This is a genomic window from Paraburkholderia largidicola (genome assembly GCF_013426895.1).
GTDB lineage: Bacteria > Pseudomonadota > Gammaproteobacteria > Burkholderiales > Burkholderiaceae > Paraburkholderia > Paraburkholderia largidicola.
In genome coordinates, this window is sequence record NZ_AP023176.1 from 928,588 (window position 1) to 952,121 (window position 23,534).

General features: G+C 62.3%; 26 protein-coding genes. 11 read left to right on the forward strand and 15 right to left on the reverse strand.

All coding sequences use genetic code 11. From position 1 onward, the window contains the following. Nucleotides 1–20: 20 nt before the first annotated feature. Nucleotides 21–1,454 carry a spinster family MFS transporter gene (locus tag PPGU16_RS32880; protein ID WP_180726876.1) on the reverse strand — a complete coding sequence of 478 codons (1,434 nt, stop codon included), beginning with the start codon at nt 1,452–1,454 and terminating at the stop codon, nt 21–23. 332 nt (nt 1,455–1,786) lie between these two features. Between PPGU16_RS32880 and PPGU16_RS32885 the strand changes: the two genes are divergently transcribed. Then, nucleotides 1,787–2,881 carry a porin gene (locus PPGU16_RS32885; protein WP_180726877.1) on the forward strand — a complete coding sequence of 365 codons (1,095 nt, stop codon included), beginning with the start codon at nt 1,787–1,789 and terminating at the stop codon, nt 2,879–2,881. A 13-nt stretch (nt 2,882–2,894) separates the two neighbouring features. On the opposite strand, the gene PPGU16_RS32890 is transcribed toward PPGU16_RS32885, so the two are convergent. Together PPGU16_RS32890 and PPGU16_RS32895 are read right to left on the reverse strand one after the other, a co-directional pair. Next, nucleotides 2,895–3,941, reverse strand: coding sequence for a LysR family transcriptional regulator (locus tag PPGU16_RS32890; RefSeq protein ID WP_180726878.1), 1,047 nt, complete (start codon nt 3,939–3,941; stop codon nt 2,895–2,897). Next, nucleotides 3,938–4,915 carry an AraC family transcriptional regulator gene (locus PPGU16_RS32895; protein WP_180726879.1) on the reverse strand — a complete coding sequence of 326 codons (978 nt, stop codon included), beginning with the start codon at nt 4,913–4,915 and terminating at the stop codon, nt 3,938–3,940. Before PPGU16_RS32895 ends, PPGU16_RS32890 begins: the two co-directional genes overlap by 4 nt. 207 nt (nt 4,916–5,122) lie before the next feature. On the opposite strand from PPGU16_RS32895, the gene PPGU16_RS32900 reads away from it, so the two are divergent. Then, on the forward strand, nt 5,123–6,229 hold the full coding sequence (locus PPGU16_RS32900) for an NAD/NADP octopine/nopaline dehydrogenase family protein (RefSeq protein ID WP_180726880.1): 1,107 nt from the start codon (nt 5,123–5,125) through the stop codon (nt 6,227–6,229). Then, a complete protein-coding gene (locus PPGU16_RS32905; protein ID WP_180726881.1) occupies nt 6,226–7,251 on the forward strand; it encodes a 3-hydroxybutyryl-CoA dehydrogenase in 1,026 nt (341 codons plus the stop codon). The genes PPGU16_RS32900 and PPGU16_RS32905 overlap by 4 nt, the downstream gene beginning before the upstream one ends. On the opposite strand, the gene PPGU16_RS32910 is transcribed toward PPGU16_RS32905, so the two are convergent. After that, nucleotides 7,211–8,236: a substrate-binding domain-containing protein gene (locus PPGU16_RS32910; RefSeq protein WP_180726882.1), complete on the reverse strand. Its 1,026-nt coding sequence runs from the start codon at nt 8,234–8,236 to the stop codon at nt 7,211–7,213. The two genes, PPGU16_RS32905 and PPGU16_RS32910, sit on opposite strands and share 41 nt — an antisense overlap. 225 nt (nt 8,237–8,461) lie before the next feature. On the opposite strand from PPGU16_RS32910, the gene PPGU16_RS32915 reads away from it, so the two are divergent. From PPGU16_RS32915 to PPGU16_RS32925, 3 genes are all read left to right on the forward strand, one after another. Next, nucleotides 8,462–9,520 (forward strand): fatty acid desaturase, encoded by a 1,059-nt coding sequence (locus PPGU16_RS32915; RefSeq protein ID WP_180726883.1) that lies wholly within the window; start codon nt 8,462–8,464, stop codon nt 9,518–9,520. An 18-nt stretch (nt 9,521–9,538) separates the two neighbouring features. Next, nucleotides 9,539–9,862 (forward strand): non-heme iron oxygenase ferredoxin subunit, encoded by a 324-nt coding sequence (locus PPGU16_RS32920; protein ID WP_007579065.1) that lies wholly within the window; start codon nt 9,539–9,541, stop codon nt 9,860–9,862. 66 nt (nt 9,863–9,928) lie between these two features. Beyond that, entirely contained in the window at nt 9,929–10,963 is a 1,035-nt protein-coding gene (locus tag PPGU16_RS32925; protein ID WP_434064446.1) for a sugar ABC transporter substrate-binding protein, read from the forward strand. A 113-nt stretch (nt 10,964–11,076) separates the two neighbouring features. Here the strand turns inward: PPGU16_RS32925 and PPGU16_RS32930 are convergent, their stop codons facing one another. After that, nucleotides 11,077–12,018, reverse strand: coding sequence for a LysR family transcriptional regulator (locus PPGU16_RS32930; protein ID WP_180726884.1), 942 nt, complete (start codon nt 12,016–12,018; stop codon nt 11,077–11,079). Nucleotides 12,019–12,125: 107 nt separating this feature from the next. Here PPGU16_RS32930 and PPGU16_RS32935 point away from each other — a divergent pair, with 107 nt between their 5' ends. Together PPGU16_RS32935 and PPGU16_RS32940 are read left to right on the forward strand one after the other, a co-directional pair. Continuing rightward, nucleotides 12,126–13,637 (forward strand): CoA-acylating methylmalonate-semialdehyde dehydrogenase, encoded by a 1,512-nt coding sequence (locus tag PPGU16_RS32935; protein ID WP_180726885.1) that lies wholly within the window; start codon nt 12,126–12,128, stop codon nt 13,635–13,637. A gap of 234 nt (nt 13,638–13,871) precedes the next feature. Further along, complete coding sequence (locus tag PPGU16_RS32940; RefSeq protein ID WP_180726886.1) at nt 13,872–14,069, forward strand: hypothetical protein; 198 nt, start codon at nt 13,872–13,874, stop codon at nt 14,067–14,069. Nucleotides 14,070–14,161: 92 nt separating this feature from the next. On the opposite strand, the gene PPGU16_RS32945 is transcribed toward PPGU16_RS32940, so the two are convergent. From PPGU16_RS32945 to PPGU16_RS32980, 8 genes are all read right to left on the reverse strand, one after another. Beyond that, nucleotides 14,162–14,587 carry an organic hydroperoxide resistance protein gene (locus PPGU16_RS32945; protein ID WP_180726887.1) on the reverse strand — a complete coding sequence of 142 codons (426 nt, stop codon included), beginning with the start codon at nt 14,585–14,587 and terminating at the stop codon, nt 14,162–14,164. 48 nt (nt 14,588–14,635) lie between these two features. Beyond that, nucleotides 14,636–14,872, reverse strand: a complete 237-nt coding sequence (locus PPGU16_RS32950) for a tautomerase family protein (protein ID WP_180726888.1) — start codon at nt 14,870–14,872, stop codon at nt 14,636–14,638. A gap of 62 nt (nt 14,873–14,934) precedes the next feature. Next, a complete protein-coding gene (locus tag PPGU16_RS32955) occupies nt 14,935–15,687 on the reverse strand; it encodes an HvfC/BufC N-terminal domain-containing protein (protein WP_180726889.1) in 753 nt (250 codons plus the stop codon). After that, complete coding sequence (bufB, locus tag PPGU16_RS32960; protein ID WP_180726890.1) at nt 15,684–16,547, reverse strand: MNIO family bufferin maturase; 864 nt, start codon at nt 16,545–16,547, stop codon at nt 15,684–15,686. Before bufB ends, PPGU16_RS32955 begins: the two co-directional genes overlap by 4 nt. A 75-nt stretch (nt 16,548–16,622) precedes the next feature. Further along, complete coding sequence (gene bufA2 / locus PPGU16_RS32965; RefSeq protein WP_180726891.1) at nt 16,623–16,892, reverse strand: BufA2 family periplasmic bufferin-type metallophore; 270 nt, start codon at nt 16,890–16,892, stop codon at nt 16,623–16,625. 48 nt (nt 16,893–16,940) lie between these two features. Then, nucleotides 16,941–17,705, reverse strand: coding sequence for an alpha/beta hydrolase (locus tag PPGU16_RS32970; protein WP_180726892.1), 765 nt, complete (start codon nt 17,703–17,705; stop codon nt 16,941–16,943). A gap of 60 nt (nt 17,706–17,765) precedes the next feature. Beyond that, the gene (locus PPGU16_RS32975) at nt 17,766–18,152 is read right to left on the reverse strand and encodes a DoxX family protein (protein WP_180727154.1); all 387 of its coding nucleotides are present in this window, start codon (nt 18,150–18,152) and stop codon (nt 17,766–17,768) included. A gap of 119 nt (nt 18,153–18,271) precedes the next feature. Further along, entirely contained in the window at nt 18,272–18,550 is a 279-nt protein-coding gene (locus PPGU16_RS32980) for a BufA1 family periplasmic bufferin-type metallophore (RefSeq protein WP_180726893.1), read from the reverse strand. Nucleotides 18,551–18,905: 355 nt separating this feature from the next. On the opposite strand from PPGU16_RS32980, the gene PPGU16_RS32985 reads away from it, so the two are divergent. Beyond that, nucleotides 18,906–19,919 carry a D-cysteine desulfhydrase family protein gene (locus PPGU16_RS32985; protein ID WP_180726894.1) on the forward strand — a complete coding sequence of 338 codons (1,014 nt, stop codon included), beginning with the start codon at nt 18,906–18,908 and terminating at the stop codon, nt 19,917–19,919. Between the two features lie 47 nt (nt 19,920–19,966). On the opposite strand, the gene PPGU16_RS32990 is transcribed toward PPGU16_RS32985, so the two are convergent. Then, nucleotides 19,967–20,518 carry a thioredoxin family protein gene (locus PPGU16_RS32990; RefSeq protein ID WP_180726895.1) on the reverse strand — a complete coding sequence of 184 codons (552 nt, stop codon included), beginning with the start codon at nt 20,516–20,518 and terminating at the stop codon, nt 19,967–19,969. 179 nt (nt 20,519–20,697) lie between these two features. Here PPGU16_RS32990 and PPGU16_RS43140 point away from each other — a divergent pair, with 179 nt between their 5' ends. Beyond that, nucleotides 20,698–20,832, forward strand: a complete 135-nt coding sequence (locus PPGU16_RS43140; protein WP_274600000.1) for a hypothetical protein — start codon at nt 20,698–20,700, stop codon at nt 20,830–20,832. A 3-nt stretch (nt 20,833–20,835) separates the two neighbouring features. Here the strand turns inward: PPGU16_RS43140 and PPGU16_RS32995 are convergent, their stop codons facing one another. Further along, the gene (locus PPGU16_RS32995) at nt 20,836–21,840 is read right to left on the reverse strand and encodes an alpha/beta fold hydrolase (protein WP_180726896.1); all 1,005 of its coding nucleotides are present in this window, start codon (nt 21,838–21,840) and stop codon (nt 20,836–20,838) included. Nucleotides 21,841–22,102: 262 nt separating this feature from the next. On the opposite strand from PPGU16_RS32995, the gene PPGU16_RS33000 reads away from it, so the two are divergent. Beyond that, a complete protein-coding gene (locus PPGU16_RS33000; RefSeq protein ID WP_180726897.1) occupies nt 22,103–23,512 on the forward strand; it encodes an MmgE/PrpD family protein in 1,410 nt (469 codons plus the stop codon). Nucleotides 23,513–23,534 lie beyond the last annotated feature (22 nt).

The window sequence follows — 23,534 nt, forward strand, 5'->3', positions numbered from 1 at the left end:
CCCGTTGCTTCACCTCCCGCTCAGCGCACGGATACGCCGAGCACAGGCGCGGCACTATCCGTCGTCGCGAGTTCTTCAGCGGGCTCGTTCGCGCGGCGGTTCGACGCCTCGCGCGCGAGACTCGCCCGGAACTGCTTGCAGCCGATCCACAACAGAACAGCCGCGAGCGCCGACGCGACGAGGTTCACGATTGCCATCGAATGACCGACCGCGAGCGGCGAGGCGAACACCTTGTCGGTGATCAGCGCGACGATCGTCGTGCCCGCGCCGAGCGCGATCAGGTTCGACACGAGCAGAAACACTGCCGAAATCTGCGCGCGCATCTGATTCGGTGCGAGCGTCTGCATCGCGGCCGTCGAGGTCGGCATCGGGAACGACGCGAAGAACATCGCCAGCACCAGCAACGCAAGCGATGCGCCCAGACTGCCGACCTGCGTGAACGCGACCGACGGAATCAGCATGCACACCGCACCGATGAAGCCCGCGCGCATCGGCGCGTCGCTGTGGCCTTTGCGCAGCAGCCAGTCGTTGAACCAGCCGCCGCAAAACACCCCCGTCGTGTTCGCGATCAGCAGCACGGTGCCGAGCGTGTAGCCCGCTTCGACGGGCGTGAGACCAAAGCGGCGGATGTAGAAGGCGGGCGTCCAGCTCATCAGGCAGAACAGGGTCATCGCGTAGAACGAGAAACCGATGTAGTGGCAAAAGAACGTCTTGCCGTGCGCGGCGATGAAGCGCAACGCATCGGGCATCGACACGCGCTTTACTTCGCCTGCGCTGTCCTGCACGAGACCTTTGCGTTGCGGATCGCGCACCGTCAACGCGAAGATCAGCGCAACGAGCAAACCCGGCAGGCCGACGATGAAGAACGTCAGCTGCCACGCGTGCATATCGCCCAGCACGGGCAGCGTGAGCGTCGGTGTGTGCTTGAGCAGCGCGATCACATAGCCGCCGATCAGAAACGCGATGCCGCCGCCGATAAACGACCCCAACGAATAGATGGCGACCGCGCGGCCGAGCTTCTCTTTCGGGAAGTAGTCGGCGAGCATCGAATATGTTCCGGGCGAAAGCGCCGCCTCGCCGACGCCCACGCTCATGCGCGCAAAGAACATGTGCACGAAGTTCTGGCTGAGTCCGCAAGCGGCCGTCGCGACACTCCATAGCGCCACGCCGATCGAAATGATGCGCGGGCGCGCAAAGCGGTCGGCGAGATAAGCGAGCGGCATGCCCATCACCGCGTAGAAGAGCGAAAACGCAAAGCCATGCAACAGGCTGAACTGCGTGTCGGTGAGATGCAGATCGCGCTTGATCGGCTCGATCATCAGCGCCAGCACCTGACGGTCGACGAATGAAAAGACATACGCCAGCATGCAGATTACGACGACGTACCACTCGTAGGTGTAGCGTTTGCGGGCGAGGTTGTTTCCCGCGAGGTTATGTCCCGATGAGGCAGTCATCCCGGTTCTCCAGTGTTCCAGTGTATCGGTGAGGAGCAGGCGTCTCTTCGCGACGGGACGCACTGGTCGGGAAGCAGAGTACGTAAACAAATTTCGCCGACAAAGGTGCAAATGGCGCGTCCATATCGGCGCGTTCACCCATGCGTCTAAAGGATTCCCCAGGTCGCGTGCAGCAAACCCGTGCGTATCAAGCCGCGCAGCGCCGCAATCGCGCCTGGGAACGTGCTCATGCATCGAATCTATAAGTGTTATACGGCGCGTTTGATCGACGCTCGAATTTGCGCTTCCTAGACTCGGCCCGGTTCAAACGATCAACGCCGGGACAATAAAACATGACGAACTGGAAGTGGTGTGCATCGCTGCTGGGGTTGGCGGCACTGCCTGCAATGGCGCAATCGAGCGTGACGCTCTACGGAAGAGTCGACACCGCGATCGAGTACGCGAACTTCGGACCCAATCACGTGACCCGCATGGGCAGCGGCAATATCTTCGCGACGAGTTGGGGCCTCAAGGGCACCGAAGACCTGGGCGGCGGCTACGCGGCGGTTTTCAAGCTGGAAAATGGCTTCAACTCGGCGAACGGCACCATCAACAACAACGGCGCGCTGTTTGGCCGCGAGTCGTGGGTCGGCCTGACGGGGCCGTTCGGCGCATTGCAGGCAGGCAATACCTATACGATTCTGCACACGTCGTTCGTCACCTACAGCTTGCCCGGCTACGGCGCGGGTCTCGCGTGGGGCAACGCGTCGAACAACTTCGTCGGCCCGTCGTATCTGCGTGTGAGCAACTCGCTGCGCTATACGTCGCCACGCTTTGCAGGCCTGCTGTTGCGCGCGATGGCCGCGCGCGGCGCGAACGGCGTGGCCAACCAGCCGTCGACGCTCGGCGACACCTACGGCGCAGGGCTGAACTACGCGAACGGGCTGCTTGCGGTCGACGTCGACTACATGCAGCAGAAGTTCAGCACATCGAGCGCGGCCGCATTGACGGCGAGCAGTCCGACGGCAGCGGGCAATTATCTGCTCGGAGCGATCTCGTACGACTTCGGCGTGATCAAGCCGTCATTCATCTATCTGCGGCATCGCGGCGGGCCTGACGTCGCGTCGATGGTGCCTGCCACCAGCGCGAACCCGCACAACGACCTGTACGAACTGAACGCCACGGTCCCCATCGGGCGCGCCTCGCTGTTGCTGAGCTACGGTCACTATCGCAAAGTCGCCGATAGTGACGGCAACGCCGACTCGTATGGCGTGCGGCTCGATTACCCGGTGTCGAAGCGCACCGTGCTGTACACGGGCGCGGCGATGGTCCGCAACAACGCGCACGCGAGCTTCACGATCAACGGCGCGGCGGGCGGCGGCGTACCCGTCGCGAAACCGGGCGCGACGGCGAGTTCGATCGTTGCAGGCGTGATGACGGCGTTCTGATGGGCCGCGCGCGTCAGGCTTCGACGTCGGGCGGCACCGCGAGCCAGCTGTCGAACGGCTCGCGCGAGCCGATGCGAAACAGCTCCATCAGCAGCGCGCGCAGCCAGCGGTGGCCCGGGTCGGCGTCGAAGCGCCGGTGCCAGTAGGCGTTGACCGACCATGTGGCGGCATCGGCGATTTCGAAAGACGCTGTTTCGCCCGGCGCCGAGAAGGCCTGCGCCACGGTGCGCGGCAGGATCAGCGCGTAGTCGCAGCGCTGCAGGATGGCGGGCACGACCATGAAGTCCGGCACGGCCGCGCGAATCCGCGAGGTCAGGCCGTGACGTTCGAGCAGCGCCATTGCTTGCGGATGCGAGGTGACGGCGATAAAACGCAGCGCGGGCGGCACGTTGCGTTCGAGCACGAAGGCATCGTCGAGTCCGAGCCTGTCCGCGACGCGGCGCGGCATCAGCAGCATGTAGCGCTCCTGCAGCAACTCGCTGCGATGGAAGTGCGGCGACGCGTGCGGAAAATGACCGAGCGCGAAATCGATGCGGCCGGATTCGAGCGCGACGTTGAACTGGGCTTCGTCGACATGCAGCGTTTCGATGACCACACCTGGCGCGCGCTCGTCGAGTTCGCGCAGCAGCGTGGGCAGAAAGGCGCTTTCGGCGAAGTCGCTCATGTGCAGCCGGAAGATGCGGCGCGCGCTCGCAGGGGAGAACTGCGCGCCTTCGTCCAGCACGTCCTGCAGGATGGTGAGCGCCCGGTCGACGGACGCCGCGAGGCGCTGCGCGCGCGGCGTCGGCTCGACACCGCCGCCTGTGCGCGCGAACAGCGCGTCGCGGAACATCAGACGCAAGCGGCCCAATGCGTGGCTCACCGACGGCTGCGTGACGCCGAGCCGCAGCGCTGCGCGCCCGACATGCTTCTCGATGAAGACGGCATGAAACGTCTTGAGCAGATTGAGATCGAGGTCCTGGACGCGCAGCCCGTCGCCTTGCGCGGCGACATGGCCGGGCTCGCCAGCCGATGCCGCGAAGTCGTCCGGCTCGGGCAGTGCGGAGGCAGGGCGGCTCATGCGCCGCGCCTTGCCGTCGCGGAGGGCAGGCAGCCGTAGCGCCGCGCATACGCCCTGGCGAAATGCCCAAAGCTGTTCACGCCATATTCGATCAGCACGTCCGTCACCGCACGCGACGGATCGCGCCGCAACGCGGCATGCACGGCTTCGAGACGCCGCTCGCGGATATACGCGGCAGGTGTCGTGTCGAGAAAGTCGCGAAAGCCGTTTTGCAACGTACGCGGCGATACACCCGCCTCGCGGGCGAGCGTCGTCATCGGCAGGGGATCGCCGAGATGCGCGTCGATATAGTCGCGCGCCCGGCGCACATGCGCGGGCAGCGGCGAGGGCGCGCCACGCAGGAGCGCATCCGAATAGCTGTGCGGCAATTGCGTGAGCAGCACGGTCATCAGCCATTGGGTCAGATCGGGGCCGAGCACGTTCGCTCGCGCGCTGGCGTCGATCTGGCCGGACAGCGCGCACAGATAGCGCAGCGTGCCCTGGAACACGCCTGCGCCCGTATGCGAAGGGTCGACTGCGAGATCGAATTCGAGCGGTTCGCGCAGCGTGGTTTGCAGCATCTCGGCGAGCTTCACTTCGAGGGCGGCGCGGTCGATGCGCAACAGCAGATTGCGGCAATCGCGGTCGGTGCGAATGCGCACCGCGCGCGTCGGCGATGACACGCTCATGCCGCCCGCGCTCACCGACGCGCGCTCGCCGCCCGACTGCAGCTCGCAGCGGCCCGCCAATGTCGAGCGAAACAGATACTGGCCAGCGAGATCACCCGCTTCGATCGACGTCTCACGCCCGTAGCACAGCTCCAGCAGGCTCGCGCGATGCAGCGCGACGCCATATAGTTCGGCGCGCAGCGGACCGCGCCCGGCCACTTCCATGCGGTGCGGACACAAGAGTTGCGACACTTCGCGCTCGATGTCTTCACATGCATGCGAAGCATCGAGCCGGTTGCGATGAGTGCGGGAGATCGCGATTTCCATGAGTTTTGCCTGACGGCTAATACATTGCGCCGCCGTCGATGATGGAGGAGACAAATTGTCCGCGCAAGGACGGAATGACCCGTATTGCATGTGGGGCTGTATGTATCGGCGACGACATTGCCGGTTTTGAATGCCCGTTGCGCGTATTGAAGCGCCGCGCCGCGACATGCCGCGTAGTCTCGATGCCATTGCACAAGGAGGCTCACGATGAAAGTCAGCGTATTGGGCGGCGGGCACGGTTGCTATGCGGCCGTGATCGACATGATCGAGAAGGGACATGACGTGACATGGTGGCGCCGCGATCTCGCGGCGTCGGCGCGGCTGCGCGAACTGGGCGCGCTGCACGTGACGGACTATCACGGACAACGGCGCGTGCCGATTGGCGATGGCGCGGGGATGATTCACATCGTCGACGAACTGGCCGATGCGACGCGCACGGCGCAGCTCATCGTCATTCCGCTGCCTGCGATCACACACGAAGCACTGGCTGCGCAACTCGCGCCGCTGCTGACGGACGGGCAGGTCGTCTATCTTCCGCCGGGCACGTTCGGCAGCTATGTGTTCGCGAAGGCGATGGCCGACGCGGACAACACGAGCCGCGTCGCGTTCGCTGAAACAGGCACGCTGCCCTACCTGGTGCGCAAGCACGGCGAGAACGATGTCGTCATCAGCGCCTACGCCACGCGCCTGCCGACGGGCGTGTTTCCCGCCAATGCGTCGCAATGGGCGCTGCCGTTGCTGCAGGACGCGTATCCGTCCATCGAGCCGATCGAAGACGCATTGTCGGGTGCGCTGATGAACGCCGGCCCCGTGATACATCCGCCGCTCATCATGATGAACGCGGGACCGCTCGAACACTTCGCGTCGTGGGATATTCACAACGAAGGCACGCAGCCGTCGATCCGCAGCGTGACCAGCGCGCTCGACGCGGAACGCGTGGCGGTGCGTGAGGCGCTCGGTTATCGCGCGCCGCATTTCCCGCTCGCCGATCACTACGCGAGCGAGGGCGACGAATGGATGTACGGACGTGGCGCGCACGGCAAGCTGACCGACAGCGGCGACTGGCGCGAGCATATCGATCTGCGCACGCATCGCTACATGCTGGAAGACACGCGACTGGGGCTGTCGTTCATCGTGTCGTGCGGACGCTGGGCCGGCGTGCCGACGCCTGTCGCGCAGGGGCTGCTGAGCATCGCGGGCGCGGCTGTCGGGCGCGATCTGTACGGCGAGGGACGCACGCTGGAGCGGCTCGGACTCGCGGCGTTGTCGCGCGCGGACATGTCCGCGTTGCTGGCGAACGGGATCGCGTCATGACGGACACGACGCTGTCGCCGGTGCGGCATGTGCATATCGTCGGCGCGGGGCGCATGGGGCAGGGGATTGCGCTGGCGTTTGCGTTCGCCGGGTTGCGCGCGACGCTGATCGATTTCAAGGCGCGCGATCCGGTTGCGCGTGAAGCGTTCGCGCGAACCGCCCTCGCTGACATCGCGAAACAGCTGCAGGTGCAAGCGGCACTCGGACGCATCACGCGGCAGCAGGCGGATGAGGCGATGCAGCGTGTCGATATCGTCGATCGCGAGGAGGCGCAACAGGGGCTGGCCGCATCGCGGATCGTATTCGAAGCGGTGCCCGAAGTGCTCGATGCGAAGAAAGAAGTGTTCGCGTGGCTCGGTGAATTTACCGCTGCCAGCACCGTGATCGCATCGACCACATCCACATTTCTCGTCACCGGGTTGCAGCGGATCGTCACGCATCCGCAGCGGCTGTTGAATGCGCACTGGTTGAATCCGGCCCATCTGATGCCATTGGTCGAAGTCAGCCGCAGCGAAACGACGGATGCCGCGGTCGTCGCGCAAGTGGTCGATCTGCTTGCGCGGATCGGCAAGAAGCCCGTCGTGTGTGCGCCGTCGGCGGGCTATATCGTGCCGCGTATTCAGGCACTGGCGATGAACGAGGCGGCGCGCATGGTCGAAGAAGGCGTCGCGAGCGCCGAGGATATCGACACGGCAATACGCACGGGCTTCGGCCTGCGCTTTGCGGTGCTCGGCTTGCTTGAATTTATCGATTGGGGCGGCTGCGACATTCTCTACTACGCGTCGCACTACCTCGCGAAGGAGAAGGGCGAGCGGTTCCTGCCCGCGGAAATCGTCAGCGGCAATATGGCGGCGTCACGTAAAGGCTTGCGCGATAAGACGGGGTTTTATGATTACCGCAACGTCGATGTCGACATGTATGTGAAAGAGCGGCTCGAAACGTTTGGACGCATGCTCGATCATCTCGGTCTCGCGCCTGCGTTCAATACAGCGAATAGCGCGAGTACGTCTCGATCGGAATGATGGCTTGTGAAGGCACGGCCGCGCCTTCGCGCGCGGCCTTCAGATGATCGACGGCGGTGCGCAGCATGAGGCGCATGTCCTGCGTCAACAGATAGTCGATCGCATCGGAGCGCAACAGAGGCTCCGTGATGCGGTTGACCTCGTGAGTTACATAGAGCGTGCGGCCCGTCAGATTGTGCTCGCGCAGCGCGGCAGCAAGCCCCTCGTTACCACCCGCGACGTTGTAGATGCCGTCGAGCTTGCCGTGCGCCTTCAGGAAGCGGGTTGTCGCTTCGTAAGTCGCTGCGCCGGAGTCAGCGCCCTTAATCACCTCGACCAGATTCACATGCGGGAACCGTTGGCGCAATAGCGAACGGAAGCCGATCTCGCGATCCTCGTGACAGGTGTACGAAAACGTCGCGACGATCACGGCGACATCGGGCGACGCATGCGCCTGCAGATGCCGTCCGAGTAAAAAAGCCGCCGACTGTCCGGCCGCGCGGTTGTTGACGCCGACGTATGTGTGACGCGCGTCGGCGTCCACATCCGTGATCAGCGTGACGACGGGTTTGCCCGCCGCCATGCATTCGCGCAATGCCGACGACGTCGTCGCGGTGTTCGTGCAGATGATGCCGATGCCGTCCACTTCCGCCGTCGCCTTCCGGATACGGGCCGCGACTTCTTCGTCGGATTCCCCGACGCATCTCTCTACCTCGAGCCGCACACCGTTGGCGTCGAACTCCGCTTCGAGCGCTATTGCCGTTCGGATCAACTCGTCGGTGAACGCATCGCCTGCTTGCGCGAGCAGCCGGAAATCATAGGCGGCCTGCTTCGCGCGAACGGCTGACTTTGCGGATGAACCTGTGCCGAGTTGCTTCAACGCCGCCTCGACTGCATGGCGCGTGCGCGGGTGTACGCCGGGCCTGTCGTTCAGCGCGCGATCGATCGTCGCGCGGCTGAGCTGCGTGATCTCCATGAGTTGCTTGAGCGTCGGCTTGCTTTTCATCGTGGGTCCCCGCGCGGCGGTTTGAGTGATTTGCGTTGGCTCGATTTTGATTCATTTTGAGGCGTTTGTGTGAGGTGTCAGCTAGCGGCGCCGCATTGTCACGCCGTCAATGTCATGGATTACCCTTGATAACTCAAAATGAGGCATAAACGGCTTTGACGGGTGCTCATAACGAGGCTTTAATGCACTCAACGATGATCACTGCCTCAGCATCAGGAGCCATGCATGTCCGCACAGCAAGACAACTCGAAACCAATCACGATGGACGACTGGTACAAATGCCCGCTCGACCGCAAGGTGCTCAAGGAACTCACGCGCCGCAACGACCGCGACGCGCTCCTCTACCTGAGCGGCTTTCTCGCGATGGTCGCAGGCAGCGGCGTGCTCGCGTCGCTGTCGCTCGGCACGTGGTGGTGCGTGCCCGCGTTCCTGCTCTACGGGACGATCTACGCGTTCGCCGAAGCGATGGAACACGAACTGCGCCATCGCACGCCGTTTCGCAGCGAATGGCTGAACGCGTCGGTGCACTGGCTGATCTGCTTCATGACGTGGCGCGAGCAGATCTACAGCCGCTGGTCGCATGCGCAACATCACACGTACACGCATCTGACGGCAACCGTGCCCGCCGATGTCGAAATCGCCGTGAAGCGGCCGCCGAACTATCTGAAGCTCGCAACCGATTTTCTGCGCGTCTCGCACGGCATTCATCATCTCGGCAACATCGTGCTCCACAGCCTCGGCATCGTGTCGCGCAGCGCGAAAGCCGTCGTGCCTCCGATCGAATATCGCGCGATGTGCCGGAATTCGAGGATCGTCCTCGCGCTATATGTGGGTGTGATTGCGTGGGCGATCGTCGCGCATAGCTGGCTGCCTGTCATGTTTCTTCTTTTGCCGCGTGCGTACGGCGCATGGCTGCATGAACTGCTGGCCATCACGCAGCACACGGGGCTGCGCGAGAACGAACTCGACCACCGCTTCTCGACGCGAACCATCCGGCTCAATCCTGTTCTCCAGTTGCTGTACTGGAACATGAACTATCACGTCGAGCATCACATGTTTCCGAACGTGCCGTTTCACGCGCTGCCGAAATTGCGCAAGGCAATCGAGGCGGACCTGCCGCCCGCTTACGACGGATTGTTCAGCGCCTGGAGCGAGATTCTGCACTTCCTGCGCACGCAGCGGCACGACCCGGAATACATGATCACGCCGCGCGTGCCGGACAAGGCGCCCGCCGCGCAAGCGCAACCCTCCGACGACGAAGCACTCGTCGCCCAGCCACGCTGAACACGAACGGAGCACGCAATGAACATCCTGCAATGGCATCAGGTCTGCGCATGCGACGACATCGACGAAGAAGACGTGATGGAGTTCGAGCACGAAGGCAAGCTGTACGCGGTCTATCACACGGCCACGGGATTCTACGCAACAGCGGGACTTTGCACGCATGAAACGGCGCGGCTCGCTGATGGTTTTGTGTTCGGCGAGGTGATCGAGTGCCCGATGCACATGGGGCGCTTTCACATCCCGACGGGCGCCGCGAAGGGCGCGCCCGTGTGTGTGAACCTCGTCACATATCCCGTGAAGACGGAAGACGGCAACGTATTCATCGGCCTCGCCGCCGATTGATCGAGCAAGGCAACGCAGCAAAACTGCCGGCGCGAGACGCCGGCAGCCACAAACATGGAGACAGCGATGAGATTACCCGTCATGAAGGCGCTTTGCGTCGCCGCAGCCGTCCTGAGCATGGGCCTGCATATCGATGCGAATGCGGGGCCTGTAGCGCATTTCGATTTCATCACGCATGCGCCGGATTCGGATGCATGGTGGAACACCGTCAAGAACGGTATCAAGCAGGCGGATGAAGATTTCAACGTACAGACCGACTATCGCAACCCGCCGAATGGCGATATCGCCGATATGGTCCAGCTCGTCAATCAGGCGGCGGCGCGCAACTACGACGGCGTGGTGACGACCATCGCCGACTTCGATCTGCTCAAAGGCTCCGTCTCGCGTCTGAAGGCGAAGAACATTCCGTTCGTCACGGCCAACACGGGCACGGAGAAGCAGAGCGCCGATCTCGGCGCATTGCTGCATGTGGGACAGCCGGAGTATCTTGCGGGCAAGGAGGCGGGACAGCGCGCCAAGGCCGACGGCATCAAGACGTTCCTGTGCGTGAATCACTATGCGACGAACCCGCTGTCGTTCGAGCGTTGCCGTGGGTTTGCCGAAGCGATCGGCGCCGATATGAAAACATCGGTTCTGGACGCGGGCACCGATCCGACGGATATCGAATCGAAAGTCAGCGCTTATCTGCGCGCGCATCCGAACACGCAGGCCGTGCTGACCCTTGGGCCCACTTCCGCCGACCCGACCATTCGCGCCGTCACGAAGATGGGGCTCGCGGGCAAGATCTGGTTCGCGACCTTCGATATTGACTCTGACGTCGCCAAGGGAATCAAGGACGGCACGATCAAGTTCTGCACCGATCAGCAGCCCTATTTGCAGGGCTATATTCCCGTCGCGATGCTCGCGATCATGCACAAGAATCACAACACGGACGTCGCGCAGGCCCGCAATGAACTGGAGAAGGACCCGAAGTTCATCAAGCGGCTGCAGGACTATGGGCTGAAGCCTGTCTACGAGGCGCGCAATATCAGTTCGGGTCCGGGGTTCATCACGCCGCAGAACATCGAGAAGGTGTCGACGCTCGCAGGAAAGTACAGATAGGCGCTTTTCGTTTTGCAGGCGTCTCCACCGCCAGCACTTTTCCCACTACGTTTTGAGTGGGCGATACGGGCCAATCAATGGCCCGTATCGTTTATTTACGGATCAAGTCTGATTTAAACAGGAAAGCCATCCGCAAACCGCTCGCGCAAATAGCCGACGAACAGCCCGACCGCACGCGGCACATGCGACGCATAAGGTCGCACGATATAAAGCTGCTCCGCAAACGCCCCCGTCACGCGCCAGTCCGGCAGCACGACCACCAGCTTGCCCGCCTGCACGGCGGCCTGCGCGGTGAAGTCCGGCACCAGCGCAATGCCCAGGCTTTCGAGCGCCGCGTCGCGCAGCGTCTCGCTGTTGTTGGCGCAGAACTGTCCGTTGACGGGCAAGGTGACGGGCCGCGTACCCGCCTTTCGCGCCGATTTGCGCTCGAACGACCACATCGGCTCGCCCGACGAGCGCGGATAGAACAGGCAATCGTGAGAAGCCAGTTCTTCCGGTGACTTCGGCGTGCCGCGCTTTCGCAGATAGGCGCGCGTCGCGACGATCACGGAATGCGTGTCGCACAGCTTCCACGCGACGTGCGTATCGGGTGGCTCGGCGCTGTGACGGATCGCGAGATCGAAGCCTTCCGTGGCGAGCGATACGAGCCGGTCCGACACTTCCAGTTGCACCCGGACCGCGGGATTGGCCGCCAGAAACTCGGGCACTTTCGGCACCAGTTGCTGCCGTGCGAACGCGACAGGCGCCGTCACGCGCACGAGACCGCGCGGCACGCCCGACAGTTCGCGCACCTGCGCGAAGCTGGCGGCGATCTGCGCATACTGCCCGCGCGTGCTGTCGACGAGCTGCTGGCCGGCTTCCGTCAGCCGGACGCTGCGGGTCGTGCGCTGCACCAGCGAAATGCCCGCGGCGCGCTCCAGTTCGGAGATGCGCTGGCTCATCGCCGCTTTGCTCACGCCGAGGCGCGCGGCCGCCGCCGTGTACGTTCCCTGTTCGGCCAGCATGGTGAGCCAGTGCAGATGCGTCCAGAGTTCTTCGATATTTTGCGTATCCATACACTCATTGTTCACGATGGAAAACATTGATTTCAATGTTAGCCTCTTTCCAGCGTGTCCGCACCTTCCTACACTGCATCTCAAGCCAATCACGAAGGAGCCGAGACATGCAAGCCTATACCGACAGCGCAGACGTGGGACATTTCATTCACGGGGAACGTGTCAGCGGAACGGGAAGCCGTAGCCAGGCCGTGTTCAATCCGGCCACGGGTGCCCGGGCCCGCAAGCTGCTGCTCGGCGAGGCTGCCGATGTCGATGCCGCCGTCGCGAGCGCGAAGGCGGCGTTTCCGAAGTGGGCCGACACGCCGCCCATCAGGCGCGCACGCGTGATGCTGCGTTTTCTCGAACTGATGAACCGTCACCACGACGAACTCGCGGCCATCATCACGGCCGAGCACGGCAAGGTGTTTTCCGATGCGCAAGGCGAAGTTGCGCGCGGCATCGACGTGATCGAATTTGCGTGCGGCATTCCGCAACTGCTCAAGGGCGACTACACGGAACAGGTGTCGACGGGTATCGACAACTGGACGATGCGTCAGCCGCTGGGCGTCGTCGCGGGCATCACGCCGTTCAACTTCCCGTGCATGGTGCCGTGCTGGATGTTCCCCGTCGCGATCGCGGCCGGCAATACGTTCATTCTCAAGCCGAGCGAACGTGACCCGTCGGCGGCGCTGTTCATGGCGGGACTGTTGAAAGAGGCTGGCTTGCCCGACGGCGTGTTCAACGTCGTGCAGGGCGACAAGGTCGTCGTGGATGCACTGCTCACGCATCCGGACGTGAAGGCCGTGAGCTTCGTCGGCTCGACGCCGATTGCGAACTACATCTACGAAACGGGCGCGAAGCACGGCAAGCGCGTGCAGGCGCTGGGCGGCGCGAAGAACCATATGGTGGTGATGCCCGACGCCGATCTCGACAAGGCCGTCGATGCGCTGATCGGCGCGGGCTACGGTTCGGCAGGCGAGCGCTGCATGGCGATCTCGGTGGCGCTGCTGGTCGGCGACGTGGCCGACAAGATCGTGCCGCGACTCGCCGAGCGCGCCCGCAGCCTGATCGTGAAGAACGGCATGGAGCCGGATGCGGAAATGGGCCCGATCGTCACGCGGCAGGCGCTGGAGCGGATCGAAGGCTATATCGCCGAGGGCGTGAAGGAAGGCGCGACGCTGGTCGTCGACGGCCGCGGGCTGAAGGTGGCGGGTCATGAAGACGGCTTCTTCACGGGCGGTACGCTGTTCGACAACGTGACGCCGGAAATGCGCATCTACAAGGAAGAGATTTTCGGGCCGGTGCTCGCTTGCGTGCGCGTGAAGGACTTCACGGAAGCCGTCGAACTGATCAACGCGCACGAATTCGGTAACGGCGTGGCGTGCTTCACGAGCGACGGCCATGTTGCGCGCGAATTCGGCCGCCGCATCGAGGTCGGCATGGTCGGTATCAATGTGCCGATTCCGGTGCCGATGGCATGGCATGGCTTCGGCGGCTGGAAGCGCAGCCTGTTCGGCGACACGCATGCCTACGGCGAAGAAGGCGTGCGTTTCTATACGAAGCAGAAGTCGATCATGCAGCGCTGGTCGGAGAGTATCGAGAAGGGCGCTGAATTCGCGATGCCGACCGCGAAGTAACACGCTTTAAACCCTATCAGGTACAGCCCTTTCTGAAGGGCTGTTTTCATTTGTGCGCTTTGATCTGATGTTTGACGATACAGTCAATCGAACCGATAGCACGCATTGTTCCCGATTTGAAAACTGTGAATTCTGCGCAGCCCCGTTGATGATTGCGTCAGGAGGTTTACCCTACGTTCATAGGCCGACGTTTTCAATTTCGACGTCGCGACAGGCTCTACTGAGGATCAGGCAATGAAGCGCGAATCTTTGAACTTCCGGAATATCGACGACCATAGCGGCGCAGGCGTACGCACGCGGCTTGAAGTGGTATCGAGCGAACACGCGCAAGCCGCTGCTGTGCCGCGCAACTGGGCATGGGCGCATTTCAGCGATTCATACGACTGGATGGACTCGCATAGCCCGGCTGGCGTGACGGAGTTGCTGGACTGAATGCGTATTGCGAATTGCCGTTCAAATTCGCAATAGCGTATTGCAGGCCGCGGTAAATGCGCGGCCTGCAATGTAAAGCATGAATGGATGTGTCAGACGAGCGTGAGTTTCACGTCGATGTTATTGCGCGTCGCATTCGAATACGGGCACACGATGTGAGCCTTGTTGACCAGATCCTGCGCAGCATCTTTCTCCATACCCGGCAATGATATTTTCATCTCGACTTCGATGCCGAACCCATTCGGAATCGGCCCGATTCCGACGCTGCTGTCGATTGACGCATCTGCGGGCATTGCGATCTTGTCGCGTGCGGCAACGAATTTCATCGCACCGATAAAGCATGCGCTGTAACCGGCGGCAAACAGCTGTTCCGGGTTCGCGCCTTCACCGCCTTTTCCACCCAGTTCCTTCGGCGTGGTGAGCTTGAAATCAAGGTTCGCTTCGGGCACCGTCGCGCGGCCGTCGCGGCCTCCCGTCGCGGTTGCGTGTGCAGTGTAAAGCGCCTTTTCTAGCGACATGGCTATCTCCTTCGTTGAAGTCCTACGTGGCGTTGGAAGACTGCAGGGTCAGGCTGATTTCGCTGCTTTGAGCTTTCGATATTCGAGGGCGGGCAGACCGCCCCAGCCCCAATTGTCCGTCGGCACTTCCTCGATCACGACGAAGGTCGATTCGAGCGGCTTGTTCAGCACGTCGAGCAACACCTGGCTCACGCCCTTGATGAGTTGCGCCTTTTCTTCGGCCGTCACGCAATCCGCACCGGGTTTCGTCCCTTCACGCGTTACCTGAATTGTGACAATCGGCATCTCGCTCCCCTCGATCGTAGTTGAGGAACAGGGCGTGCGCTAGCGGCGTGCGCTAGCGACAGTCAGATGCTCTCCACGCCCACGATGAGTTCGCTGCCCAGCCATCCCGCCAGCAGCGCACCCGCTTTCGCCACGCCGTCCGCGTCACCCAGACGCTCGACGAGCAGATCGCATAGTGTTGCAAAGCTTTCATTTTCCTGCAGATGAAGGAACGCTTCGTACTCGGCGGCATCGACGCGCTTGAGGCACGATACGAACTGCCGCCGCCAGACGATCAGACCGCCCGGCGCGTCGAGCATTTCGCTTTCGGGCGCCTCGGCATCGTTGGATAGCGCCGACCAGATGCTGTCCGCATTCGTCGTGGCGGGGCGATGCCTGAGCGACGGCGCGAAGCGCAAGCGGGCGGCGTCCCAGTCGACGGACGCGAGGGTGTTGAGCGGCAGCGGCGGCGCGTCATGCGCGACGAAGGCTTCGGCCAGCGCATTCTCGATCCAGGCGAGTTCGTGCACGTCGGGGTTATGTGGGAACAGCACGCCGAGCGTGTCGCCGAAACCGTATGCGTAGGCGTCGAGCGTCCACGCGTGCGGTGGATGATGGTTGATGTGCATGACGGCCGCGTGAAGGAACGCGCCCTCGCCAAGCAACGTCCGTACCTGTGGAAACGAATGCTCGAGGCATTCGATCAGTTGCCCGCGATAGTTGTTCTGATACACGGACAGGCCGCGTGATGCATCGCCGCCGACGCGCCGGGCGGCTTCATCCGATGCATCCGTGAGCCACGAGCGGAAGTCCTGTTGCCACGCAGCGAGTGTCATGCGGCCTCCGCGATACGCGTGTCCTGTGGGACTTGTTGCGCATGCGCGCCGAGCTTGCGCGCAATCCACAGTTCCCGCAGCAGTTCTTTCAGGGGCGGCACGTTGCCGTCCCGCTCGATCATCGTCGCGACGGGGCCGAGCCGCGCCATCGCGTTCTCGTAGAGTGCCCAGACTTCATCGCACACGGGGCTATCGTGCGTATCGATCAGAAGATCGCGGCCTTGCGAGTGTCCTGCGAGATGGACCTGATGCACGCGATCGACAGGCAATCCGTCGAGATAGGCGAGCGCATCGAAACCGTGATTGGTCGCGCTCACAAAGATATTGTTCACGTCGAGCAGCAGCCCACAGCCGGTGCGCGTCGACATGGCGGAAATGAATTCCCACTCCGTCATCGTCGCGCCGTCGAACGCGAGGTAACTGGACGGATTCTCGAACAGCATCTGGCGGCCCAGCGCATTCTGTGCGATGTCGATATTCGCGCACACGGTATCGAGCGCTTCGTCGGTATAGGGAATGGGTAACAGGTCATGCGAATTGAAGCGGCCGATACGCGACCAGCTCAGATGATCGGACACGAACAGCGGCTCGATCTCGTCGACGAGCGACTTCAGGCGGCGCAGATAATCGCGGTCGATGCCATCCGCCGAGCCGATCGACATCGACACGCCATGCAGCACGACGGGATGCTTCTCGCGCACGCGCCGCAGAATGTCGCGCGGTTGGCCGCCTTCGACCATGAAGTTTTCGGAAATGACTTCGACGAAATCGATGGGAACATCCGTTTCCAGGAAGTCGCGATAGTGTTCCTTGCGCAGGCCAAGGCCATAGCCTGCAAAACGCGGATTGGGTGAGAGCATGAGGCGTACCCGGCTGCGGAGTGTCGGTGAATGGACTGGCCCGGCGACGCATAGCCGGGCCGGTGCTGGCGTGACTTACTTCGGCTCGGTCAGCGTGCCGCCCAGCGACAGGCATTCGCTCGGCGTCTTCACGACCACGCCCTTGCCCTTGCAGGTGTTGAGGCCCTTGCAGTCGTTGTGAGCCGTCGCGCACAGCGCCTGGCCCTTGCACGCGTTGACGCCGTAGCAGCGGCCGGGTTGTTCGCCCGTAGCGGCGCTCGCCGAGGTCGCGACGGTTGCCGATGCGATGGCGAGGAGGGCTGCAGCTGCAGCGAAGCTGACGCGGGATTTGACGTTGCTGTTCATGGTTGCTCCATGGTGGGTTGAGTGAAATGCGATTGGAAAATGGCGCGCTTATTTCGCGCGCAGCGCGGCTTCTTCGATGACCTTCGCGACCGCTTCAGGCTGCGAAATCTCGATGGCGTGGCTGGCCTTCACTTCCGTGACCTTCGAGCCGGCGCGCTTGTACATCCAGCGTTGCAGGTCCGGGTTGATCACGCGGTCGTCGGTGGCGACGATGCCGTAGGTCGGCTTGTCGTGCCATGCGACCGTGTACGGCGCCGAGGCAAAGTCGGCGACGGTGGCGGGCACTTGCGAAACGGCCATGAAGTCGGTGCGGTTCGACACGAGATCGCCGGCGTAGTCGGCACCGAACTTGGCGGGGTCGAAATAGTAGTGACCGTCGATGGTCTTCTGCACGCCGTCCGTGAGCTTCGGCATCGAGCCTGCCAGCTGGTTCACGCTTTCGCCGACATCGGGCTGAAACGCGGCGACATAGACCAGCGCCTTCACCTTGGGACGCGCGCCCGCTTCCGTGATGACGCTGCCGCCGTAGCCATGGCCGACGAGCACCACGGGGCCCGTCTGTCCGATGACGGCGTTGTTGGTGGCGGCGACGTCTTCTTCGAGCGTCGTCATCGGTTGCTGGACGATGCGGACGTTGTAGCCCTTATGAATCAGGATGTCGTGCACCGCGCGCCAGCCGGAGCCGTCGGTGAATGCACCGTGAACGATCACGATGTTCTTCACGCCTGCCGGTGCGTCCGGCGTTGCGGCGAATGCCGCGCCAGTAGCGGCGAGCGCTGCTGCGGCGAGGGTCAAAGTCGAAAGAATGCGCATAGTGTTTTTGAGTGGAGGCCACGCGGGCCGTGTTGTTGATAGCGGATGACGAGGGTTCGGTCAGTCCGCGGTGCGCGAGCGGCCCAGCAGATGATCGAATGACCATTTGCCTGCGCCATGCGCGATCAGCGGAAGAAGCAGACCCGCCCAGGTGAGATGGGTCGGCCAGGCGTCCGGATAGACGAAGATTTCGATCACGGCCGTCATGCCCAGCAGCACGAGCGCGGCGGAACGCGTGAACAGTCCGAGCACGAGCAGGATCGGGCACAGATGCTCTGCATACGTGGCGAGGTGCGCGGCCAGTTCCGGCGGAATCAGCGGCAATGCGTACTCCGAGCTGAACAGGGCGTACGTCGACGGCTTGATCGTCAGCAGGCCCGTTACTTTCGTGCGTCCCGACAGAAAGAAGGTCGCCGCGATACCGAAGCGCGCCACCAGCAACAGCATCGAAGGCGAAAGCGCACGCGACAGGCGTTCGGTGACGGCTGCGCGGAGTGTCGCCACGCCGCCCTGTTTCGCAAGGGACGAGCGGGCAACGCGCGCGTCACGGGTCTGGGAATGCAGCATCATGACTTTGCCTTCAGCGCGCCGTAGCCCTTCGGCGTCTTGATCGTCGTGCAGGTGCCCTTGTCGACCATGACGAAAGCGTCGCCCTGATAGTCGACCTTCGACGTGCCCGCGCAACTCGTGCCGGGACCGGCTGCGCAATCGTTCTTGCCGGCGAGCGACACGCCGAAGCATTTCTCTTGAGGCTTGGGCTGATCGGAGCCTGCATGTGCGCCAGTCGCGAGGACAGTGAGCGAAAGGGCGAAAGTAGCGGCGAGTGCTGCGCGGGTGCTTTTCATCATCATCTCCAGTGGGGTGGTTGGAACTATTTAAATCGCATGCGATGTAATCAGATGCGAGATGATACCTGGGTCTTCGGATTTGTCAATCGGTTGCGAGTAAATCGCGTGCGATATATATGTAAAAGAGGAATGGCGTGGTATTCGAGAATCTCGCTGGATCGAGCGAGCGAGAGTGGAAAGCCGGGCCATGAGCCCGCAAAAGCGCGTGCGAACGCGAGTAGTGAGTTCATCGATTGTTTCCTGATGTTCAATATTTGCAGACATTGATGTCGGTTGAACGCCGAATGCGGAGTACGCATCGATGCGCTAACATTTGCGCGATTAACGACGCCGAATACCTGGAGATTTCCGCATGTCGCACGCACTCGCTCTCGATCTCACCGCCTTTCCTCGCTATGCATTGATCGAAGGGCCCACGCCGATCCAGCATCTCAGCCGCTTGAGCGAGCGGGTCGGCGACGTGGATATCTACGTCAAGCGCGACGATCTGACGGGCCTCGGCGGTGGCGGCAGCAAGCTCAGGAAGCTCGAGTTCCTGCTGGGCGAAGCGCTCGCGCAGGGCGCGGACACGATCATCACGGTGGGCGCGCGCCAGTCGAATCACGCGCGGCTCACGGCCGCGGCGGCGGCGCGTGCGGGCCTGGCGTGCGAGGTCGTACTGACGCGCATGGTGCCGCGCGAAGACGACGATTACGTCCACAACGGCAACGTGCTGCTCGACGCGCTGCTCGGCGCGCGCATTCACGATCTGCCCGGCAGTGCCGACGCGATGGCGTTCGCGCACAATCGCGCGGACGAACTGCGCAAGGCCGGACATAAGGTGTATCTCGCGCCGCTGGGCGGCTCGTCTGCCGTCGGCAATCTGGGTTATGCGGCGTGCGCAGCGGAAATCCTCGAACAGGCGCGCGCGTTGGGCGTTTCGTTCGACCGCATTGCCGTGCCCAATGGCAGCGGCGGCACGCAGGCGGGTCTGGTTGCCGGCTTGCTGGCGATGGGCGAGGACCCGACGCGCGTCGTCTCGCATAACGTGCTCGCGACGCACGAGAACACGTTGTCCAATACGCAATTGAAAGCGAAGGAAACGCTCGCGCTGCTGCGGCCCGAGGCGGTTTTTTCCGACGCGAGCGTGATCGTCGAGGACGGGCAGCGCGGCGAAGGCTACGGCATTCCCACCGACGCGATGCGCGAAGCCATGCGGCTTCTGGCGAGCGTCGAGGGCCTGCTTCTGGACCCCGTGTATAGCGGCAAGGCGTTCGCCGGCCTGCTGCACGACATCCGAAGCAAAACGATCGCGCCGGGCTCCAGGGTCATGTTCCTGATGACGGGTGGCCTGCCGGGACTGTACGCGTATCGCAGCGCATTTTGAGCGGATGGTGCGGCGAAAACGCCGCGCCTTGACTACCTCAGCCAATCTCAACCCGCGCGCGCCAGTTGCTCGCGGACGGCGGCGTCCGTCTTGTCGTAATCGCCTTCGCCGAAATGGCTATAGACGATATGCCCCTGCTTGTCGATCAGATAGACGGCTGGCCAGTATTGATTGCCATAGGCGTTCCACGTCGCGTACTGGTTGTCCTGCGCGACGGGGTAATGCAGCCCGTATTCGGCAATCGCCGCCTTGACCTTTTTCGTCTCGCGCTCGAACGCGTATTCAGGCGTGTGCACGCCGACGACGACAAGACCCTGATCCTTGTACTTCTGATACAGCTTCTCGACATGCGGCAACGTATTGACGCAGTTGACGCAGGTGTAGGTCCAGAAATCGACGAGCACCACTTTCCCACGCAATTGCTGCATGGTCAGAGGCGGTGAATTCAGCCATTGATCGATGCCGGTGAATTCCGGTGCGACGCGATTGGCTTCGACGGGAACGGCCGTCGCAGCGCCGCTATTGGCGATCATTGCGCCCAGCCCGGCAACGGCGGCAATGGCGACGACGGTAGTCAGGGTTTTGATTCGGGAGAGCATGTCGGCGTCCTTTGATTGGAAGACATGGCTGTATTGGAACGTCCGCGCGTATCTCTGCTGTGTCGCCGTGTCGCGTGTTTGAATCGTCTTGTATCAGTGGGGTGCTTCGATACATTGGGACACAAATGGGCGCATCTTCTGCGCTATAACAAAGCCGTGACTCAATGTTGGAGGCAATCATGAAACGGCTTTTGGCAATCTTCTTCTTTCTCGCGGGCGGGCTCGCAACGGAAATCATTCACCCCGTTCAGTGCGACCTGATGACGGCCAGCGGTGTGCAGCAAAAGCGCCGGAGAACATCGGCGCGCGTCTGAAACTCAGGTTCTCCATTTGCCGGTGCGCGCGAGTTCCGCGCAAGCATCGGCAAATGCCTTAGGCGCTTCCTGCGGCAGGTTATGGCCCGCATTCGGAATCTGTCGGTGCGTGCGCCGAACGGTGAACTTCGCTGCGGATACACGGCCGTCGGTGGCGGGGATTACGCCGTCCGCGAGGCCATCCAGTGTGATTGAAGGAACCGTAATGGGTGGAAGAGCAGCGAGTTTCTTCTCGATCTCGTCATATTGCGGATAGCCGGCCGCAAGGCCAAGTCGATGCCGGTATGAATGGATGACGATATCCACGAAGTCCGGATTGTCGAATGCTTTCGCCGAGCGCTCGAATGTCGCTTCGTCGAAATGCCACGTCGGCGAATTGTTCTTCCACAGAACGTGCGCGAGCTCGCGTCGATTGGCTTCCAGCCCTGCGCGGCCACGTTCGGTCTGAAAATAGTACTGGTACCAGAGGCCGCGCTCGATCGCAGGCGGCAACGGCGCGCCCGCTTTGGCGATATCCTGGATCAGATAGCTGTTCACGGAAACGAGGCCGACGCAGCGCGAAGGCTTGATCGCCGCGACGACGCACGCTGCACGTCCACCCCAATCGTATCCGGCGAGCACGGCCTCGGGGATATCCAGTGCATTCATCAGTTCGATCACGTCCTGACCGACGGCCGCCTGCTGGCCGGCGCGCGGCGTTTCCGCGGACAGCAGGCGCGTCGTCCCGAAGCCGCGCAGATACGGCACGATCACGCGAAAACCCTGCGCCGCGAGCATCGGCGCGACGTCGACATAGCTGTGAATGTCGTAGGGAAAGCCGTGGAGAAGAATGATGGGACGGCCTTCGGCGGGTCCCGCTTCGTGATAGCCGATGTCGAGCAGATCCGTGCGAACCTGGCGCACAGGCAGCGTTACTGTGGTCGGTGCCACGCGAGTCGATGCGGCAAGCGCTTGCGGCAAGTTGCCGAGCGTCGTCAAGGTCGCGACGCTGGCCGCTGCCGCAAACATAAAGCGGCGGCGATTAGATAGTTCTTCTGACACGGTAATCAATCTCTTCGAGGATAAGCGACGAAAGATTGAAACGTGCGCATGTATCTGATTTGTGTCTGCCGTACATCGCCTGTGTAGAGTTTTGTATGCGATAAGTCATGCCTGAAAAAGTGTCGTCACTATCAGCGCAACAGATAGCGGTATCCAAACCCTTCGCTTGATCTCCGCAGTGAGCGGTGCGACATTGAGTCACCCGTTCTTCACGCGAGACCTTCACGCCATGAGTACTCTTACCGCTGTCGAACGTATCGGCCGGTTTGCCGATGTTGCGCATGCCAGTCATCTCACGCCGCAGACGCGGCACTTGCTGAAGCGAAACATCCTGGACAGTTTGGGATGCGCCATCGCCGCGTTGCCTGGCTCGCCTTTCAAGGCGCTCAGAGAGCAGTTCGACGAATATCGCAGCGGCGGCACCTGTACGCTGATCGGCGGCGGCTCGACGTCTCCCGATCAGGCGGCGCTGTACAACTCGGCACTCGTGCGTTACGTGGATCTGCTCGATAGCTACATGTCGCCTGGCGGTCTTTGTCATCCGAGCGACAACTTCGGCGCAATACTGGCCGCTGCCGAGCACGCATCGGCGGATGGCGAATCGTTCATGCTCGCGCTCGCGGTTGCCTATGAGATCGGCTGCCGCATCACGGCCATCGTTCCCGTCATGGCGAAGGGCTTCAATCACGCGGTTCAACTGGCAATCTCCTCAGCCGCCGCTTCGGGGAAATTGCTGGGCCTCGACGCGGATCAACTTGCGCATGCGATCGCCATCGCAACCGTCGACAACATCTCGCTCTCCTGCGTTCACTCCGAACCCGTGTCGTACTGGAAGGGCTTTTCGCCCGGCATCACATGCATGCGAGCCGTCTATTCGGCATCGCTCGCGAAGCGCGGCTTTACAGGGCCGCTACGCCTTTTCGAAGGACCGAACGGACTCGTGCGCATGTTCGATCAGCCCGTCGAAGTGGACTGGGAGGATTCGCGACTTGAGGTCGTCCATCAGACCGTCATGAAGAAGTACTGCTCGCTGATTCACGGCCAGCCCGTGCTCGAGGCCACGCTGGAACTCAAGCGCGCACACGGCATAACGGGCGACGACGTCGAAGACGTGGTGTGCGACATCTTCCAGATGGGCTACGACATTGCGGGCGGCGGCGGCTTCGGCGCAAAAGACCATCCGCAAACGAAAGAACAGGCTGACTACAACCTCAAGTATCTGATTGCCGCGGCGTTGCTCGACGACCAGGTCGGTCCCGCGCAACTGGAACCCGCGCGAGTCCAGGCAGCCGATGCACAAGCGCTGCTGAAGAAAGTCACGATACGTCCCGACGCGGCCTTCTCGGCGCAATACCCGAAGGCACTGAATACGCGCGTCACGATCCGCTGCCGCGATGGGCGTGTGGTGTCGAAGGAGCACGTGGGATTTGAAGGCGGTCTCGACAATCCGTTCACCTGGGAGCGGACCGTCGAAAAATTCAACTGGCTAAGCGAGCCATTTGCAGACGAAACGCTGCGCAGTCAGATTATCGATCTCGTTTCCACGCTCGAAACACACAAGATCTCGGAGTTGATGCAACTCCTCGAAAAAGTCAGTCGAGAAGCGGTGTACCCGGTAAAACATCCGGGAATTCAATAATTGTTCAGGCATACAGGAGAGA

Excerpts from the sequence above, each read along its gene's own strand:
- PPGU16_RS32980 (WP_180726893.1), bottom strand. The coding sequence starts at position 18,550 with ATGAAAAGCACCCGCGCAGCACTCGCCGCTACTTTCGCCCTTTCGCTC.
- PPGU16_RS32930 (WP_180726884.1), bottom strand. The coding sequence starts at position 12,018 with ATGGATACGCAAAATATCGAAGAACTCTGGACGCATCTGCACTGGCTC.
- PPGU16_RS32945 (WP_180726887.1), bottom strand. The coding sequence starts at position 14,587 with ATGTCGCTAGAAAAGGCGCTTTACACTGCACACGCAACCGCGACGGGA.
- PPGU16_RS32970 (WP_180726892.1), bottom strand. The coding sequence starts at position 17,705 with ATGCGCATTCTTTCGACTTTGACCCTCGCCGCAGCAGCGCTCGCCGCT.
- PPGU16_RS32925 (WP_434064446.1), top strand. The coding sequence starts at position 9,929 with ATGAGATTACCCGTCATGAAGGCGCTTTGCGTCGCCGCAGCCGTCCTG.
- PPGU16_RS32950 (WP_180726888.1), bottom strand. The coding sequence starts at position 14,872 with ATGCCGATTGTCACAATTCAGGTAACGCGTGAAGGGACGAAACCCGGT.
- PPGU16_RS32955 (WP_180726889.1), bottom strand. The coding sequence starts at position 15,687 with ATGACACTCGCTGCGTGGCAACAGGACTTCCGCTCGTGGCTCACGGAT.
- PPGU16_RS32905 (WP_180726881.1), top strand. The coding sequence starts at position 6,226 with ATGACGGACACGACGCTGTCGCCGGTGCGGCATGTGCATATCGTCGGC.
- PPGU16_RS32900 (WP_180726880.1), top strand. The coding sequence starts at position 5,123 with ATGAAAGTCAGCGTATTGGGCGGCGGGCACGGTTGCTATGCGGCCGTG.
- PPGU16_RS33000 (WP_180726897.1), top strand. The coding sequence starts at position 22,103 with ATGAGTACTCTTACCGCTGTCGAACGTATCGGCCGGTTTGCCGATGTT.
- PPGU16_RS32995 (WP_180726896.1), bottom strand. The coding sequence starts at position 21,840 with ATGTTTGCGGCAGCGGCCAGCGTCGCGACCTTGACGACGCTCGGCAAC.
- bufB (WP_180726890.1), bottom strand. The coding sequence starts at position 16,547 with ATGCTCTCACCCAATCCGCGTTTTGCAGGCTATGGCCTTGGCCTGCGC.
- PPGU16_RS32940 (WP_180726886.1), top strand. The coding sequence starts at position 13,872 with ATGAAGCGCGAATCTTTGAACTTCCGGAATATCGACGACCATAGCGGC.
- PPGU16_RS32895 (WP_180726879.1), bottom strand. The coding sequence starts at position 4,915 with ATGGAAATCGCGATCTCCCGCACTCATCGCAACCGGCTCGATGCTTCG.
- PPGU16_RS32890 (WP_180726878.1), bottom strand. The coding sequence starts at position 3,941 with ATGAGCCGCCCTGCCTCCGCACTGCCCGAGCCGGACGACTTCGCGGCA.
- PPGU16_RS32910 (WP_180726882.1), bottom strand. The coding sequence starts at position 8,236 with ATGAAAAGCAAGCCGACGCTCAAGCAACTCATGGAGATCACGCAGCTC.
- PPGU16_RS32990 (WP_180726895.1), bottom strand. The coding sequence starts at position 20,518 with ATGCTCTCCCGAATCAAAACCCTGACTACCGTCGTCGCCATTGCCGCC.
- PPGU16_RS32975 (WP_180727154.1), bottom strand. The coding sequence starts at position 18,152 with ATGCTGTTGCTGGTGGCGCGCTTCGGTATCGCGGCGACCTTCTTTCTG.
- bufA2 (WP_180726891.1), bottom strand. The coding sequence starts at position 16,892 with ATGAACAGCAACGTCAAATCCCGCGTCAGCTTCGCTGCAGCTGCAGCC.
- PPGU16_RS32880 (WP_180726876.1), bottom strand. The coding sequence starts at position 1,454 with ATGACTGCCTCATCGGGACATAACCTCGCGGGAAACAACCTCGCCCGC.
- PPGU16_RS32935 (WP_180726885.1), top strand. The coding sequence starts at position 12,126 with ATGCAAGCCTATACCGACAGCGCAGACGTGGGACATTTCATTCACGGG.
- PPGU16_RS32985 (WP_180726894.1), top strand. The coding sequence starts at position 18,906 with ATGTCGCACGCACTCGCTCTCGATCTCACCGCCTTTCCTCGCTATGCA.
- PPGU16_RS43140 (WP_274600000.1), top strand. The coding sequence starts at position 20,698 with ATGAAACGGCTTTTGGCAATCTTCTTCTTTCTCGCGGGCGGGCTCGCA.
- PPGU16_RS32915 (WP_180726883.1), top strand. The coding sequence starts at position 8,462 with ATGTCCGCACAGCAAGACAACTCGAAACCAATCACGATGGACGACTGG.
- PPGU16_RS32885 (WP_180726877.1), top strand. The coding sequence starts at position 1,787 with ATGACGAACTGGAAGTGGTGTGCATCGCTGCTGGGGTTGGCGGCACTG.
- PPGU16_RS32920 (WP_007579065.1), top strand. The coding sequence starts at position 9,539 with ATGAACATCCTGCAATGGCATCAGGTCTGCGCATGCGACGACATCGAC.